The 15,108-nt window shown below is 61.6% G+C and carries 16 protein-coding genes; all 16 read right to left on the bottom strand.

The genetic code is table 11. From position 1 onward, the window contains the following. Positions 1–64 precede the first annotated feature (64 nt). Entirely contained in the window at positions 65–2,167 is a 2,103-nt protein-coding gene (locus tag HMPREF0307_RS07825) for a RecQ family ATP-dependent DNA helicase (protein ID WP_066490900.1), read from the bottom strand. A 38-nt stretch (positions 2,168–2,205) separates the two neighbouring features. After that, complete coding sequence (locus HMPREF0307_RS12575) at positions 2,206–2,490, bottom strand: hypothetical protein (protein ID WP_068801669.1); 285 nt, start codon at positions 2,488–2,490, stop codon at positions 2,206–2,208. After that, positions 2,490–3,182, bottom strand: a complete 693-nt coding sequence (gene nucS / locus HMPREF0307_RS07820) for an endonuclease NucS (RefSeq protein ID WP_066490892.1) — start codon at positions 3,180–3,182, stop codon at positions 2,490–2,492. Before nucS ends, HMPREF0307_RS12575 begins: the two co-directional genes overlap by 1 nt. 81 nt (positions 3,183–3,263) lie before the next feature. Then, positions 3,264–3,767: a DUF2550 domain-containing protein gene (locus tag HMPREF0307_RS07815; RefSeq protein WP_231725114.1), complete on the bottom strand. Its 504-nt coding sequence runs from the start codon at positions 3,765–3,767 to the stop codon at positions 3,264–3,266. A 270-nt stretch (positions 3,768–4,037) separates the two neighbouring features. Further along, on the bottom strand, positions 4,038–4,409 hold the full coding sequence (locus HMPREF0307_RS07810) for a F0F1 ATP synthase subunit epsilon (protein ID WP_066490883.1): 372 nt from the start codon (positions 4,407–4,409) through the stop codon (positions 4,038–4,040). A gap of 10 nt (positions 4,410–4,419) precedes the next feature. Then, entirely contained in the window at positions 4,420–5,868 is a 1,449-nt protein-coding gene (atpD, locus tag HMPREF0307_RS07805) for a F0F1 ATP synthase subunit beta (RefSeq protein ID WP_066490872.1), read from the bottom strand. Positions 5,869–5,871: 3 nt separating this feature from the next. After that, positions 5,872–6,846 carry a F0F1 ATP synthase subunit gamma gene (locus HMPREF0307_RS07800; protein ID WP_066490870.1) on the bottom strand — a complete coding sequence of 325 codons (975 nt, stop codon included), beginning with the start codon at positions 6,844–6,846 and terminating at the stop codon, positions 5,872–5,874. A gap of 56 nt (positions 6,847–6,902) precedes the next feature. Next, positions 6,903–8,543: a F0F1 ATP synthase subunit alpha gene (gene atpA, locus HMPREF0307_RS07795; RefSeq protein WP_066490863.1), complete on the bottom strand. Its 1,641-nt coding sequence runs from the start codon at positions 8,541–8,543 to the stop codon at positions 6,903–6,905. 85 nt (positions 8,544–8,628) lie between these two features. Further along, positions 8,629–9,447, bottom strand: a complete 819-nt coding sequence (locus tag HMPREF0307_RS07790; protein WP_066490852.1) for a F0F1 ATP synthase subunit delta — start codon at positions 9,445–9,447, stop codon at positions 8,629–8,631. A 6-nt stretch (positions 9,448–9,453) separates the two neighbouring features. Further along, positions 9,454–10,014: a F0F1 ATP synthase subunit B gene (locus HMPREF0307_RS07785; RefSeq protein ID WP_066490850.1), complete on the bottom strand. Its 561-nt coding sequence runs from the start codon at positions 10,012–10,014 to the stop codon at positions 9,454–9,456. A gap of 44 nt (positions 10,015–10,058) precedes the next feature. Next, positions 10,059–10,298, bottom strand: a complete 240-nt coding sequence (locus HMPREF0307_RS07780; RefSeq protein WP_066490849.1) for an ATP synthase F0 subunit C — start codon at positions 10,296–10,298, stop codon at positions 10,059–10,061. A gap of 104 nt (positions 10,299–10,402) precedes the next feature. Next, positions 10,403–11,176: a F0F1 ATP synthase subunit A gene (gene atpB / locus HMPREF0307_RS07775; protein ID WP_230384023.1), complete on the bottom strand. Its 774-nt coding sequence runs from the start codon at positions 11,174–11,176 to the stop codon at positions 10,403–10,405. A gap of 530 nt (positions 11,177–11,706) precedes the next feature. After that, a complete protein-coding gene (locus tag HMPREF0307_RS07770) occupies positions 11,707–12,198 on the bottom strand; it encodes a hypothetical protein (RefSeq protein WP_369799432.1) in 492 nt (163 codons plus the stop codon). Between the two features lie 49 nt (positions 12,199–12,247). Next, positions 12,248–13,423, bottom strand: coding sequence for an MraY family glycosyltransferase (locus tag HMPREF0307_RS07765; RefSeq protein WP_066490844.1), 1,176 nt, complete (start codon positions 13,421–13,423; stop codon positions 12,248–12,250). 93 nt (positions 13,424–13,516) lie between these two features. Further along, on the bottom strand, positions 13,517–14,179 hold the full coding sequence (locus HMPREF0307_RS07760) for an L-threonylcarbamoyladenylate synthase (protein WP_066490840.1): 663 nt from the start codon (positions 14,177–14,179) through the stop codon (positions 13,517–13,519). Between the two features lie 73 nt (positions 14,180–14,252). Then, the gene (gene prmC, locus HMPREF0307_RS07755; RefSeq protein ID WP_066490837.1) at positions 14,253–15,107 is read right to left on the bottom strand and encodes a peptide chain release factor N(5)-glutamine methyltransferase; all 855 of its coding nucleotides are present in this window, start codon (positions 15,105–15,107) and stop codon (positions 14,253–14,255) included. Between the last annotated feature and the right edge of the window lies 1 nt (position 15,108).

Raw genomic sequence — 15,108 nt, 5'->3', positions numbered from 1 at the left:
GCGATTCTACGCGCGCGAGCCACCCCACCGCCGGGTGGATCGCACTCAACGATCAGCCCTGTGATCACCCCCGAGCCGCGAGTGCAAAGGGCAGGACTTCTGCCCCCGTTGTTGTGAAAATGCCGCTGCCCGCGACGGTGACGGACCACGCCGTGTCCACGAGATCGGTCACGAGAAGCACCGGTCCGCCCGCCGCGGTGAGGACGTCCTGATTGATGCTCGCAAAGTCATAGTGCTGTAGCAGCCCCATGACGCGGTAGGCGGAGTTCTGCGCGGTGACCTCCGTGACGCCGGGCGCGGTGCGCAGGGTGCCGGCGAACTGCATGCGTCCCAGTCCTGCGACCGCCTGGGCGAGGCGCTCGACGAACGCCGTGGTCTCCGGGTCCACGTTGCCCAGTGCGACGACGGAGGTGGGACGCGTCTGCCAGTCCCAGCCGGCGAGGACCTCGACGACCTGCGGCAACCACGGGTCCTGCTGCCACGGCTGGCTGGGCACCCAGGCACGCTCCGTGACGAGCGTGGTAAGCGCCGGGCCACGCCCAATGTCATTGAGACGTCCGAGCGCCTTGCCTTCACCCACGCCCTTGATACGGCCCTTGACCGCGACGGGCCGGGTGATACCCGTCGGCCACATCTTACGATGTGCGAGTGCGACGCCGGGCGCGGTAAGTTGCGCCCTAACGAACTGGCCGACGGCGGCGTCGACGCTCGGATCCCAGCGTCTGCCCGTACAGTTGTCGCAGCGACCGCAGGGGTCGGTCGCGGTGGCGTCATCGAGCTGGTGGCGTAGGAAGAGCATGCGGCATTCCGTCGTCGCCTCGTAGTCAAGCATGGCCTGCTGCTCCGCTGTGCGCGCGGCGGCGAGACCTTCGTAGCGGGCCGAGTCATAAGACCACGGCTGCCCGGTGGACTGCCAGCCGCCTTGCACACGCTGGACGGCGCCGTCGACATCGAGGACCTTGAGCGCCTGTTCCAGACGCGAACGGTTAAGGTCCACGTGCGGCTCAATCTTCGCCGTGGACAACGGGCCGTCCGTGTTCGCGAGGACCTCGAGGAGCTGGCGCACGACCGGCTCGGGAGGGAAGGTAAGCGACGCGAAATAGCCCCAGATGTCCTGGTCCTCAACGCCGGGCAAAAGGAGGACTTCCGCGTGATCGGTGCCGCGGCCCGCGCGGCCGATCTGCTGGTAATAAGACACCGGCGAGCCGGGTGCACCGACGTGGATGACGAAGCCCAGGTCCGGCTTGTCGAAGCCCATGCCCAGCGCGGACGTCGCTACAAGCGCCTTGAGCTCATTGTGGATGAGTGCCTGCTCAAGGCGCTCGCGTTCCTCGGCCTCTGTGCGACCGGTGTAGGCGGCGACCTCAAAGCCGGCACCGCGCAGCACCTCCGCGAGGTCCTCCGCCGCGGCGACGGTAAGGCAGTAAATAATGCCCGAGCCGGGCAACTCATTCAGGTGCGTCGCGAGCCAGGCCGGGCGCTGCGTCGTATCCTCGAGGCGCAGCACCGCCGGGTAGAGCGACTCACGGTCGAGCCCGCCGCGCAGCACGCCGGTGTTCTCCCCCAGCTGTGCCTGAACATCCGCGACGACACGGTCATTCGCCGTCGCTGTCGTGGCCAGCACCGGCGTATCTGGGCGCAGGCCAGCGAGCAGATCCTTGATGCGCCGGTAGTCCGGGCGGAAGTCGTGGCCCCAATCGGAGATGCAGTGCGCCTCGTCAACGACGAGCATGCCGGCGGCACGGCTAAGCTGGGGCAACACCGCGGTGCGGAAGGACGGATTATTGAGGCGCTCGGGAGAGATGAGCACGAGGTCAGCCTCCCCCGCAGCAATCGCGGCGTGGAGATCATCCCACTGCGTCATGTTCGCGCTGTTAATGGTCACCGCGCGGATGCCCGCGCGGGCGGCGGCCTCCACCTGATTGCGCATGAGCGCCAACAGCGGCGAAATGATGACCGAGGCCCCAAAGCCACGGGTACGCAGCAACTTGGCCGCGATGAAATACACGGCTGACTTGCCCCAACCAGTGCGCTGCACCACGAGCATGCGGCGGCGCTGATTGACGAGCGAGTCGATGGCGGTCCACTGGTCGTCACGCAGATGGGCCTCGGATCCGGCGATGCCTTGGAGGAGGACGTCGGCTTCTTCACGGGTTGCGGGGTTCATGCCTTCCAAGTCTATCGGCGTGCGCGAAGCGTCACGCCCTAGCGGCGTTCCCAGCAATGCCGGTGCCAGTGGCGGCGGTCATCCGCGCGCCCGCCGGTATCGCGTGGCCATGCCACGATGTGCGCGACGCCGGGCGGAATGTTCTGGTTGCAGCCGGGGCAGATATAGAACTTCTTCGCAGCAGCCGAGCCGATGTGTCGCATAATGTAGGGCTCGCCGTGAGTCCAGCTGGGCCCCTCGACGGTCTGGGAACCGAAGAAGGAAGAGCCATCGGCAGGCAGGTAGCGTGGTTCGGTCTTGATTCTTCTATTGCGACGTGGCATTAGAACAGGCGCAGCTCGTTGCTCTCAATGCCGCGCAGATCCTGGTAGTCAAGCACGACGCAGCGGATGCCACGGTCTTCGGCGAGGGTGCGAGCCTGTGGCTTAATCTCTTGGGCAGCGAATACGCCCTGGACCTTACCCAGCAGCGCGTCGCGGTTGAGCAGGTCGAGGTAGCGCGTGAGCTGTTCCACGCCATCGATGCCCCCGCGGCGCTTGATCTCCACGGCCACGTGGTGGCCCTCAGCGTCGCGCGCCATGATGTCCACGGGTCCGATGGCCGTGGGGTACTCGCGACGCACGAGGGTATAGCCCTCACCGAGGGTCGTGATGTGCTCGGCGAGCAGCTCCTGCAGGTGGGACTCGACACCGTCCTTCACCAAGCCTGGGTCCTCGCCGAGGTCATAGGCGAACTCGTGGAGGATTTCCTGGATAGTGATGCGCAGCTGCTCCCCCTTGGGATTTTCTACGAGCCACAGAATCTCGCCCGTGTCCTCGCCGTCGAGGTCCGTAATGGGCGACTCCTCGAGCGTGCACGGCGGCTGCATCCAGTTGAGCGGCTTATAAGCGCGATCGTCCGCGTGGACGGACACGGAGCCGTCCTTCTTCACGATGAGCAGGCGGTCTGCGAGCGGCAGGTGTGCATCGAGACGGCCAACATAATCCACGGAGCAACGGGCGATGACTAAACGCATGCTGACTACCCTAGCGCGGACGGCGCGCGCCCTTGCAATCGGCTTTCCGATGCCCCCTTGTGCCCAGCCATGCAGGCTGGCTTAGCGTCCCTGCTGGCGCTTATCCCGCTGCACGCGCTCGCGCAGCTTCTTAATGTCCACGCGCTCAAGCCGCTTGGACGGCGCCGACTCAACCCAAGCGTTGAGCGCCATCGCCCCATGGAGATCCGTGGCAAGTTCGTACTCCTGGCCGGCGGCCTGGAAATGAACGGCCTCGGTGGCCTCCGTCATAAAAGAAGCCTCGTCATCGTCGAGGGTGCGAGAACCCAACAATTCGATGTCGAGGCGACCTAGCGTAAGATCGGCGGCCGGCCATACGGAACGCAGCTTGTAGAACTCCATGAGCTCACCACGGTAGCGCAGCAGGCCGTGGCGCCAATTGTGCGTATCCTTGGCCGGCACGGTGCGCAGAAGCACCTGGGTGCCGTTGGAACGCAGAGCAAAGAAGCGCACGGCGGCGAGCAGCACCACAACGACGACGATGAGCAGAACAAGCCAGCCCAGAATGGTCATCACGGTCTCCACGGCGGTGCCACCTCCATGCAAGAGATAAATCTAAATTGGGGTTAGAGGCAACTCTAGCGCGTTCGCATTCCCTTGCGCTAAAAAATGACCGAATGCGGGTCAAGGATCACACGCGTACTGGCCCGTTTGTGGTGGGCACGGGGCATTTCGTTGCGCCGAGAGACGCACCCGGTCCGACTGCCAAAACGACGAATCCCGCCTCCCCTTCCCGAAGGAAGGACAGGCGGGATGCGACTCAAGCGAGAGCAGGAAGGGCCTTGCTGCCCTTGTCATCTCTCCAGCCGCAGAGTCTTAAGACTCCTGGGCACGACGGACGGCGCGCTCACCGGCGGTCTTACGAGCATTCTCCAGCCATTCGCTGGTGTGCTCGTTGCCCACGGTGGTGTCCTTGCCGTATTCGTCGGACCACACGGCCCAATCGGCAAGGACGGTCACCTTGTCTGCGTTGATGGAGAGGAAGCCACCCGACACGGCGGCGACGCGACGGTCGCCGTCGACCGGACGGATGGTCACGACGCCGTTCTCGACCAGCTGGCCGATCATGGGCTCGTGGCCAGGAAGCACGCCGATCTCACCCTCGGTGGTCTCAGCCGTGACGATGGTGGCCTTGCCAGTCCACAGCATGCGTTCGACGGAAACCAGTTCCACGGTGATGTCAGCCATGTGCGTCTCCCTACTTCTTCTCGGTCAGCTTCTTGTACGCAGCCTCGACGTCGTCCAAGCCACCCAGGCCGTTGAAAGCCTGCTCCGGGTAAGCGTCGAACTCGCCATTGCAGATGCGCTCGAAAGCGTCGATCGTCTCGGACAGCGGGACGTAGGAGCCCGGCAGGCCGGTGAACTTCTCTGCGACGAAGAAGTTCTGGCCCAGGAAGCGCTCGATACGACGTGCACGCTGAACGGTGATCTTGTCCTCTTCAGACAGCTCGTCCATACCAAGGATGGCGATAATGTCCTGGAGTTCCTTGTTCTTCTGCAGAATACCGATGACGCGTTGCGCAACTGCGTAGTGGCGCTCGCCGACGATGGACGGCTCGAGGATACGAGACGTCGAGGTCAGCGGGTTCACGGCCGGGTAAATACCCTTGGACGCGATACCACGGTCAAGCTCGGTCGTGGCGTCAAGGTGGGCGAAGGTCGTCGCCGGTGCCGGGTCAGTGTAGTCATCCGCCGGGACGTAGACGGCCTGCAGGGAGGTAATCGACTTACCCTTGGTGGAGGTAATGCGCTCCTGCAGAACACCCATCTCATCAGCCAGGGTCGGCTGGTAACCCACGGCAGAAGGCATACGACCCAGAAGGGTCGACACCTCAGAACCGGCCTGGGTGAAACGGAAGATGTTATCGATGAACAGCAGCACGTCCTGGTTCTGGACATCGCGGAAGTACTCCGCCATGGTCAGGCCGGACAGGGCCACGCGCATACGAACTCCCGGCGGCTCGTCCATCTGGCCGAACACAAGGGCCGTATCCTGCAGAACGCCCATCTCTTCCATTTCGAGGAAGAGGTCGGTGCCCTCACGGGTACGCTCGCCGACGCCGGCGAAAACGGAGGTACCGGAGAACTCGCGTGCGATACGAGTAATCATCTCCTGGATAAGAACGGTCTTACCCACACCTGCGCCGCCGAAGAGGCCAATCTTGCCGCCCTTGACGTACGGGGTCAGAAGGTCGATGACCTTAATACCCGTCTCAAGGATTTCGGTCTTACCCTCGAGCTGGTCGAATGCCGGCGGCTCGCGGTGGATGCCCCACTGCTCGCCGTCACGGCCCAGACCCGGCTGGTCGAGGCAGTCGCCGAGGGCGTTGAACACATGGCCCTTGACGATGTCACCGACGGGAACCGAAATCGGCTTGCCGGTGTCGGTTACGACGGCACCGCGAACGAGGCCGTCAGTCGGTGCCATGGACACGGCACGGACGAGGTTGTCACCGAGGTGCTGAGCGACCTCGAGGGTGACAGTCTTTGCAACAGCTTCGAGGGAGATCTCGACGTGCAGTGCGTTGTACAGTGCCGGCAGTGCGCCGCGCGGGAATTCCACGTCGACGACCGGACCGATGACGCGCACGACGCGACCGGCAACCGCCGAATCCTGTGCATTCTGCTCTTGCAGAGCTGTAGTCATAATCTAGTCACTTTCTGCGCTGTCAGATAGCGCGCCAGCGCCACCGACAATCTCTGTAATTTCCTGGGTAATCTGTGCCTGACGGGCCTGGTTGGCCACACGCGACAGGTCCTTGACCAGGGCCGTCGCGTTATCAGTTGCAGACTTCATAGCGTTGCGTCGGGAAGCGGACTCGGACGCCGAAGACTCCAAGAACATGGAGAACAGCGTACGCGAGACATACTGCGGAAGCAGGGCATTCATGAGAGTGTCTGCGTCCGGCTCGAACTCGTAGTCTGCAGTAACCTCTTCCGTCGTCGCCGCAGTGGCGGACTCCGGAAGCTGCAAATCCTCTTCCTGGATGACCGGAACGACTGGCAGCAGCTGCTGCGCACGCGCAGTCTGAGACAGCATGGACTCAAACTCCGTGAACACAACGTGAACCTCGTCGAAACCGCGGACCGGCTGGCCCTCGTTGACGCCTTCACGCGACTTGGCCGTACCATTCGAACCCGCGAGGAAGCCATCAATAATGTGACGGCGCACGTTGTGGGTTGCCTCCCAGGACGGATCCTGAGAGAAACCGGTCCAGGCACCTGCAACCGGATCTTCGCGGAACTTGTAAAAGCCCACGCCCTTGTTGCCGGTGACGTAACGAACGACCTCGAGGCCGCGCTGCTTGAGCGCCGCTTCCAGCTCGGCCGCCTTCTTGAAGACGTTGTTGTTGTAGCCACCGCACATACCGCGGTCCGAGGAGACCACGAGAATGGCAGCTACACGCGTGTCTTCACGCGGCGTAAGCATCGGGTGGTCGAGCGAGCTAGCCGCAGCGAGTCGATTCATAACGTTGTTCAACTCTTGTGCATACGGCTGGGACGCTTCCACGCGAGCCTGCGCCTTGGTAATGCGCGAGGTAGCAATGAGCTCCTGAGCCTTGGTGATCTTCTTGGTCGAGTTCACGGACCGGATACGGTCGCGCAATTCGCGAAGATTTGCCATGGTGTTCGCTCCTCCCTTCTTTAATCTAGACGGTTAAAAGTCGTTGGATGTGTGACTTACTTGGCCGTCTTGCGGGAGACGTTGAGCTCGGTCTTCTTGTGCTCCGCCTCTGCCAGCGGCTCCACCGGAGCCTCGGTGCCGAGGTTGTGGCCCTCGGTCGTCTGGAAGGTCGGAGTGAAGTCCTTTGCACCAGCGAGAAGCGCTTCCTTGGACTCGTCGGTCAGAGCCTGGCCGCCAGCAATCTGCTCGAAGACCTGCGGCGCGTTGGAACGCAGGTACTCCTGCACATCGCGCTCGAAGCGGCGAACGTCCTCGACGGGAACGACGTCGAAGATGCCGGCGTCGGCCAAGAAGATGGACACCATCTGGTATTCAACCGGCTGCGGGGAGGACTCGGACTGCTTCAGCAGCTCGACAAGGCGCTCACCGCGCTCCAGCTGAGCCTTGGAAGCAGAGTCAAGGTCCGACGCGAACGCGGCGAAGGCCTGCAGGTCGCGGTAGGACGCGAGGTCCAGACGCAGGTTACCGGCAACCTTCTTCATACCCTTGGTCTGAGCGGCACCACCGACACGAGACACCGACACACCGACGTTAATTGCCGGACGGACGCCCTGGTTGAACAGGTCGGACTCCAGGAAGACCTGGCCGTCGGTAATGGAAATAACGTTGGTCGGGATGAAGGCGGAGACGTCGTTCGCCTTGGTCTCGATGATCGGGAGAGCCGTCATAGAACCAGCACCCATGTCGTCGGAGAGCTTTGCAGCACGCTCCAGCAGACGGGAGTGCAGGTAGAAGACGTCGCCCGGGTATGCTTCGCGTCCCGGCGGACGACGCAGCAGAAGGGAAATCGCACGGTAGGCCTCAGCCTGCTTGGTCAGATCATCGTAAATGATCAAGACGTGGTCGCCCTGGTACATCCAGTGCTGGCCAAGAGCAGCACCGGAGAACGGTGCCAGCCACTTGAAACCTGCGGAGTCAGAAGCCGGAGCAGCCACGATGGTGGTGTACTCCAGGGCACCGTGCTGCTCGAGCGTGTGGCGCACGCCAGCAATGGTGGAACCCTTCTGGCCGATAGCGACGTAGATGCAGCGAACCTGCTTGCTCTTGTCGCCGGACTCCCAGTTAGCCTTCTGGTTCAGGATGGTGTCGATGCAGACTGCGGTCTTACCGGTCTTGCGGTCGCCAATGATCAGCTGACGCTGGCCACGGCCAATCGGGGTCATTGCATCGATAGCCTTGATGCCGGTCTGCATCGGCTCTTCCACCGGCTGACGCTGGAGAACGGAAGGTGCCTGCAGCTCGAGGACGCGGTCCTCTTCGGCTTCAATCGGGCCAAGGCCGTCAATCGGCTGGCCCAGGGGGTTGATAACGCGGCCGAGGAATGCCTCGCCCACAGGAATGGAGAGAACCTCGCCGGTCCTCTTGACCTCGTCGCCCTCAGTAAGGGACTCGAAGTTGCCCAGGACAACGACGCCAATCGAGTTGGTGTCGAGGTTCTGTGCGACGCCAATCACGCCGCCGGGGAACTCGAGAAGTTCGTTAGCCATAACGGAAGGCAGGCCAGAAACCTGCGCAATACCGTCGGCTGCCGAAATCACCACGCCGGTCTCCTCACGGGAGGCCTCCGCGGAGTAGCTCGAGGTGTAGTTCGCAATCGCGCTACGGATCTCATCGGAGGAGATCGTCAGCTCCGCCATGTTGTTCCTACTCTCGGTAGTATCGTCCAATAATTTCTAAAGTTGTGTCGTCATCGAAGACGAGCTGAAGGAAAGGCTAAAGCCTTTACTTCGACATCGCGGTACGCATACGAGCAATCTTGCCCGCAGTGGAACCGTCGATGACCTCGTCGCCGACGCGGATGATCATTCCGCCAAGGATGCTTTCGTCAACCTCGGAGTGAATGGACATCGCACGACCGTAAATCTTGCCCAGCTTGTCGGCGAGTGCTTGCTGCTGATTGTCATTCAGTGCGCCCGCGGAGGTGACATAGGCGATGGAGCGGCCCTGCAGCTCAGCTGCCTGGGATGCCAAACCGGCAATGTCATCAATCGGGTTGTGCTCGGGGCGAGCGATGGTCTGAAGCGCAAGCGCCTCAGTGAACATCGTGACCTTGCCATAGAGCACGTTCGCCAGCAGTCCGCGCTTACGCGCAGACTCAGCAGTGCGATCGGTAAGCAGCTGGGTCAGCTCGCCCTCACGGTCCAGAATGCGCGACAGGCGGAAGAGCTCGTCTTCAACCTGGCCCAACTGGCCCTGAGCCTCGGCACCGCGCAGAAGAGCGCGACGGCCGAGATTAACCAAGCCATTCACGAGGTCGCGAGCGGACGACCACTGGTGGGTCACAACGTCCTCGAGCACGCGCAGAGCGCGGTCCGAAACCTTGGAACCAAACAGGGTGTTCACGAGCGCCTTGCGAGCATCTGCAGAAGCAGCCGGGTCCTTGAGGGCGCCGCGCAGCTCGCGGTCGCCATCGAGAACCTCGACAACCTCAAACAGATCGAGGCCGGTGCGTGCAAAGTCTGCGACCGCGTCGCCACCGTAAAGGACAGAGTCCAAGGTGGTCTGCGAGGTCGCGAGTGCTTCGCGGCTAGCTGCCTTCATGTCTGCCTACTTTCCGGCCGGTGCCACAGTGTCGAGCTCGGACAGGAAAGCATCAATCGTGGAGGACTTGCGGGTGGCGTCCGAAAGTTCGCCGCCCAGCAGCTTCTCTGCGAGGTTGATGGAGTTCTGACCGATTTCGGAACGCAGCTCGGTAACGACCTGTGCACGGGAAGCTTCCAGCTGCTTCTCGCCAGCGGCGACAATGCGGCGGGACTCTTCTTCAGCCTGAGCCTTTGCCTCGGTCTCGATCTGCTTGCCGCGCTCACGCGCCTGCTCACGGATCTCGGCAGCCTCGGCACGGGCATCAGCCAGCTGAGCGTTGTACTTCTCGAGTGCAGCCTTGGCCTCAGCCTGCTGAGCCTCGGCGCGCTTCAGGCCGCCCTCGATCTGGTCTTCGCGTGCCTGGAGCATCTTGTTGTACGCCGGAAGAACGAACTTCCAGAACAGGAGCAAGATGACTACGAAACAGATCAAAGACCAGACGATGTCATAAGTCGCGGGGAGAAGAACCGAGAACGAGTCCTCGTTCCCTTCTTCGGCCGCAGCCAAATAAAAGACGTTGTTCATTGGTCTCCAGTCTTAAAAAGGTTGGTGTGGTTAACGCGAACTTTTTAGAACAGGAAGCCGGCGACCAGGCCGATGAGGGCGAGGGCCTCGGTGAAGGCGATACCCAGGAACATGGTGGTACGCAGCTGGCCGGCCATTTCGGGCTGGCGAGCCATTGCCTCGACGGTCTTGCCGGCGACGATGCCGATGCCGATGCCCGGGCCGATAGCAGCAAGGCCGTAGCCGATGGTGCCGAAGCCAGTGAACTTGGTAGCAGCGTCAGCAGCCAGGATGATTTCGTTCATGGTGAAAGTCGTTCCCTTTCGTGTTCCCCGGCCTGTGTATCAGTCCGGGATGAAGATGTTGATGGAGTTGAAAGAATTCTTAGGTCGTGTAGCCGACCTTCGCCCTAGTGCGAATCCGCGTGGAGGGACAGCTCGATGTACACCGCCGTCAGCAGAGCGAAGATGTACGCCTGCAGGAAGATGACGATGATTTCGAACAAGCTGAAAGCAATACCCAGGATGATGGTGACACCCGAGAGAGCCGTCCAACCATTCAGCTGCCAGAAGAAGAAGTTCGAAGCAGAGAACAGCAGGACCAGAATGATGTGTCCAGCCAGGAAGTTCGCCATGAGACGAATGGCAAGAGTGACCGGTCGAAGAATGAAGGTCGAGAAGAACTCGATCGGCACAACGAGCAAGTGCAGGGCCGGAGGTAGGTTAGGAATAACCACCGACGACTTGATGAACTTGCCAAAGCCGTAGCGCTTTGCGCCTGCGTAAATCATGGCGATGTACGCAACAGCGGCGAGCACGATAGGCATGCCGATACGACCATTAGGAGAGATGTTCAATCCCGGAATAATGGTCGGTACGTTCATAAAAAGGACCGCGAAGAAGATGGTCGCGATAATCGGAAGGAATCGCTTCGCCTCCTTCTTACCCAGAATGTCTTCAGCAATATAGATGCGGACGAAATCGACCGCGTGCTCGCCGACATTCTGCAGACCCTTAGGAACCAGCTTCGGGTTCTTGAAAGCCAGCGCGAAAAGGACCACCAGAACGAGCGTCATCAAAACGCGAACGAACATAAGGCGGTCGAACGCAAACGCGCCGCCAGCAAAGTCCCGAAGGAACAGCTCAGAAGGATTAATTTGCCCCGGGAAGAATTCCTCACCCAAGTTGGGCTCGTGGAAGTGGCCACTTAGGGCCAAAGTTGTAACGCTCAGCGTTCTCTCCCGTGTTTGGGCCGTACGTAGTTCGTGAAAACTCACGCACGGTGCGATGGACGTCTCAAGCTCTCTGCCACAACCTTGGACTCCGTCGCACATCACACGTTGTGGCAGGGACTTACCAACCAAGATCCGTCATCCTCGCAGGTTATGCGGTGAAAATGTCGAATCTGCGGTAACCCGCGCTAAATAATATCAGGTTGGTAAGGGGTTTTCGCCCGCGGGGGCGCGCTTTTGTTTCGCCTGACAACGCATAGCGACTTTTATCACAAACCCGTGTCACTGAGCACGCGATTTACCCTGCTCACCTGACATAAGTAAGATGCGTCACAAAGGAGATGATCCCGCAGTAAATGGGGGTAGCTGCACTTATTCAACCCGCCCCTAACCGGGGGATTAAACTCTTAAAGCACGTATCAACACCGAATGCCCGCCCCCACTTCTTCGGGGACGGGCGTGGACCAGTGCTGAGCTAATTTTTAGAAGACATTCGACATCTGCGAAGTCATAACTCCCCACACCTCGGAGGCCAGGACAACCACGAGAACGGCGACCACGGTGATGAACAAGGCCACGTGATGGTAGAACTCGAGATCACGAATAGCCGCCATGACAATAATCAAGAGCACAAGCTTGAGCAACCAGCCACCGAATACGACAGCAAGGGTCGTATTAGGCGTCGTATTGGAGGTAAAAAGCACCGACGCTGCCGTCATCAAGACGAATGCGCCGCCGATGGCCGCTCCGATGAGCACTCCCCAGATACCCGGCAGCCCAGCTACGCCGCCCCAGATAGCGAGCGACACAATCGTGATAGCTACAAGGCCTTTCCAGCCAAAGCTCACGGCACGCTGAAGCGGACGGCGCGGGTCATCAATGCCCTCAACACTGTTGAGCGGAGGCAGCTGCGCGGAAGTGTCCGCGGAATTGTCCGCGGAGTTGTCGTTGTGGGAAGCGGTGGATTCAGACACGGGAGACGATAATACCGCACCCTTCGCACTCCCCCAATGCTTAAGTCGCTTAGGCCGGATGGACGTGCTCCACGACCGTTGTCGGTCGACGCTTTCGACCGATCTTGCCTTGTCGCAGCGGAATGAGCGTCGCAACGAAAGCGAGGACTAGCGCGACGATGGTAAAAGTCACCGCAGCCGCCGGCGGCACGATAGAGAAACTCACTGCACCAAACGCCACAGCAGAGACCCACATGTAGAGCACGAGCACCGTTCGGCGATGTGTGTGTCCCAGGGAGAGCAGGCGGTGGTGGATATGGAGCTTGTCCGCTGCGAACGGGGATTTGCCGTGCGAGACGCGGCGTACGACGGCCCACACGAGGTCGAGCACGGGCACAAAGACTGCGGCCGCCACCACGATTAAGGGGCTCATGAGAGCCACCATGTCCACGCCGCCATAGAGCGACATGTTGATCTTGCCCGAGGCCGAGGTCGACGCAGCGGCGAGCAGCAAGCCGATGAGCATGGCGCCGGTATCTCCCATGAAGATGCGGGAAGGCTCAAAGTTGTGCGGAAGGATTCCGGAACAAATGCCCACGAGCGCCGCCGCGATGATGGCCGGCGGGTACGCCGAGACCGCGCCACCTTGGTCATGCAGGACGGTCAAGGAGAAGATGAGGATTGCGGCCCCTGCGATCATGCCCAGGCCCGCAGCCAGCCCATCCAGGCCATCGACGAAGTTGATCGCGTTGATGAGCAACACCGTAATGAACACAGTAAAGAGTGTGGACTGGACTTGGTCGAGGACAATGGTCGTTCCATCGCCTGCCGGGACGAAGAAGAGAGTCCAGCTCAGCCCCAGCACACTCATGACGCCGGCGGCGACCACCTGTCCCACGAGCTTGACCATGGCAGACAGTTCGTAGAGGTCATCGATGATGCCGACCAGGACGATGGCGGCGGCCGACCAGAGGACCGCGGTCATCTCCGGGGTGACGGGCATAAACCCGCGCGTCAAGGCTGGAAGCTGTTGGGCAAGAAAGATGGCCGCGATGAAACCGGTAAACATCGCCACACCGCCCAGCTGCGGGGTAGGTTGCGAGTGTGCGTCGCGCTGGCGGATCTCCGCCACGCGTCCGGTGCGGACAAGCAACGAGCGCACCGCGCCGGTGCACAAGTACGTGATGGCGGCGGCGACGAGCAGCACAAGACCAAGCTCACGCAGCGGTACGCCGGTTCCAGCCATCTATCCTTCTTCCTTCGTCATGTCGCGCTCTACTCCACGGGGAGATCGGCGCCGGGCAGTATCAGTTCTGAATGGTTATTCGCGGACGGCCAGTTACGGACGCGTGCGCAGAGTCTCCACAGGAACACCGATGACCTCAGAAATCTGCTCGGCAGAGATCGCGCCTTCGCGCAGGAGGTACGGGTGCGCCTGGGACAGGTCGACGATGGTCGACGGCTTGCCGATGGCGGCCTCTCCCCCGTCAAGGTACACGGACACGGCCTTACCCAACTGCTGCTTGGCGGCGATGGCCGTGGTCGGCGGAGTGTGTCCCGAGATGTTGGCAGAGGAAACGGCCATAGGACCGACCTCGCGGAGCAGCTCGATAGCTACGGGCTGCAAGGGCATGCGCAGCATCACAGTGCCGCGGGTATCGCCCAGGTTCCACGGCAGGCTGGGAGCCTGCGGAACGACGATGGACAGTCCGCCCGGCCAGAATGCCTCGACGAGCAGCTGCATGGTGTCCGTCATCGACGCGACGAGCCCCTTGTACGTATCCCAGGAACCGACGAGCACCGGCACCGGCATATCCGGACCGCGGTGTTTCGCAGCGAGCAGGCTCGCTACGGCGTCGTTGTCAAAGGCATCGCAGCCGATGCCGTAGAGGGTATCCGTCGGCATGACGACCAGGCGCCCAGACTTCGCGGCCTTGACGGCTTCAGCGATGCCCTCGGCACGGGTGGCCTCATCGGCGCAGTTATAAATCTTTCCTTGCATGTCTAAGGATTCTCCAGCCTTGACGGTGTGTGGGGACGGTTAATGGGGTGCGTTCCTGTTAACCCGGACTAGCTTACTCGTCTCGTAGGGCAGTCACGAAGCGTGGTGTGCCCGTGAGATCCTTGAGGGGTTTAATTGCTGCAAATCCCCCGGCGTCATGCAGCGCGGCCTGGACCAAGGAACTGGTCGTATCGTCGTGTTCGATGCCCACGCGGCCGCACGGTTTCAGCAAGCGGGACACCGCCGGCACTATCTGTCGAATGAGCGTCATGCCGTCTGCACCGGAGAAGACCGCCTCGTGCGGGTCGGCGTAGACCTCCGGCTCCAGGTCATCGGTCTCTGGAACGTAGGGCGGGTTCGTCACGATGAGGTCGACGCTACCATTAAGCTCCGCCAGGATTTCGGGATCCGTGACATCGCCTTGGATGAGCGTCACGCCGGAGTCGGCGAGGTTGCGTTGGGCGTAGGAGAAGGCGGCATCGGAAAGCTCGACGGCATAAACCCGGGTGTTCGGGACCTCGTGCGCGATATACGCTGCCAAAGCTCCGGAGCCGGTGCACAAGTCCACCACCAGCGGCGTCCCGCTCGCTGCGCGCGCGGTGCGGAGCGAGCGCACCGCCCACTCCGCGAGGACCTCGGTCTCTGGACGCGGGATGAACACACCGGGGCCGACCTCGAGTTCTAGGGGTCCGAACCACGCAACGCCAAGGACGTGCTGAAGCGGCTCGCGGCGTTCGCGGCGGGCGACGAGTGCCTCATAGGCGACGTCGAAGCCGGGCATGGGTTCCTCATGGAGAGGAATATCCATGTGTCCGGTGTGTATGAGATACGCGGCCATGAGTCTCGCGTCCCACTCGGGGCTGGACACACCAGACGCGCGAAGGCGCTCCGCAGCACTGCGAAGCGCCTGTCCGTAGGTATGGGGCACC

The organism is Corynebacterium sp. DNF00584 (assembly GCF_001552965.1).
Taxonomy (GTDB): Bacteria; Actinomycetota; Actinomycetes; order Mycobacteriales; family Mycobacteriaceae; genus Corynebacterium; species Corynebacterium phoceense.
Note: the sequence above shows the minus strand (reverse complement) of the source record. Positions and strands in the feature narration are given on the sequence as shown.

Bases quoted from the DNA above. Each gene is read 5' to 3' on its own strand.
- HMPREF0307_RS07765 (WP_066490844.1), bottom strand. From the start codon at position 13,423: ATGGCTGGAACCGGCGTACCGCTGCGTGAGCTTGGTCTTGTGCTGCTC.
- nucS (WP_066490892.1), bottom strand. From the start codon at position 3,182: ATGCGTTTAGTCATCGCCCGTTGCTCCGTGGATTATGTTGGCCGTCTC.
- HMPREF0307_RS07810 (WP_066490883.1), bottom strand. From the start codon at position 4,409: ATGGCTGACATCACCGTGGAACTGGTTTCCGTCGAACGCATGCTGTGG.
- HMPREF0307_RS07780 (WP_066490849.1), bottom strand. From the start codon at position 10,298: ATGAACGAAATCATCCTGGCTGCTGACGCTGCTACCAAGTTCACTGGC.
- HMPREF0307_RS07790 (WP_066490852.1), bottom strand. From the start codon at position 9,447: ATGAAGGCAGCTAGCCGCGAAGCACTCGCGACCTCGCAGACCACCTTG.
- atpA (WP_066490863.1), bottom strand. From the start codon at position 8,543: ATGGCGGAGCTGACGATCTCCTCCGATGAGATCCGTAGCGCGATTGCG.
- HMPREF0307_RS07785 (WP_066490850.1), bottom strand. From the start codon at position 10,014: ATGAACAACGTCTTTTATTTGGCTGCGGCCGAAGAAGGGAACGAGGAC.
- HMPREF0307_RS07800 (WP_066490870.1), bottom strand. From the start codon at position 6,846: ATGGCAAATCTTCGCGAATTGCGCGACCGTATCCGGTCCGTGAACTCG.
- HMPREF0307_RS07760 (WP_066490840.1), bottom strand. From the start codon at position 14,179: ATGCAAGGAAAGATTTATAACTGCGCCGATGAGGCCACCCGTGCCGAG.
- HMPREF0307_RS12575 (WP_068801669.1), bottom strand. From the start codon at position 2,490: ATGCCACGTCGCAATAGAAGAATCAAGACCGAACCACGCTACCTGCCT.
- atpD (WP_066490872.1), bottom strand. From the start codon at position 5,868: ATGACTACAGCTCTGCAAGAGCAGAATGCACAGGATTCGGCGGTTGCC.
- HMPREF0307_RS07825 (WP_066490900.1), bottom strand. From the start codon at position 2,167: ATGAACCCCGCAACCCGTGAAGAAGCCGACGTCCTCCTCCAAGGCATC.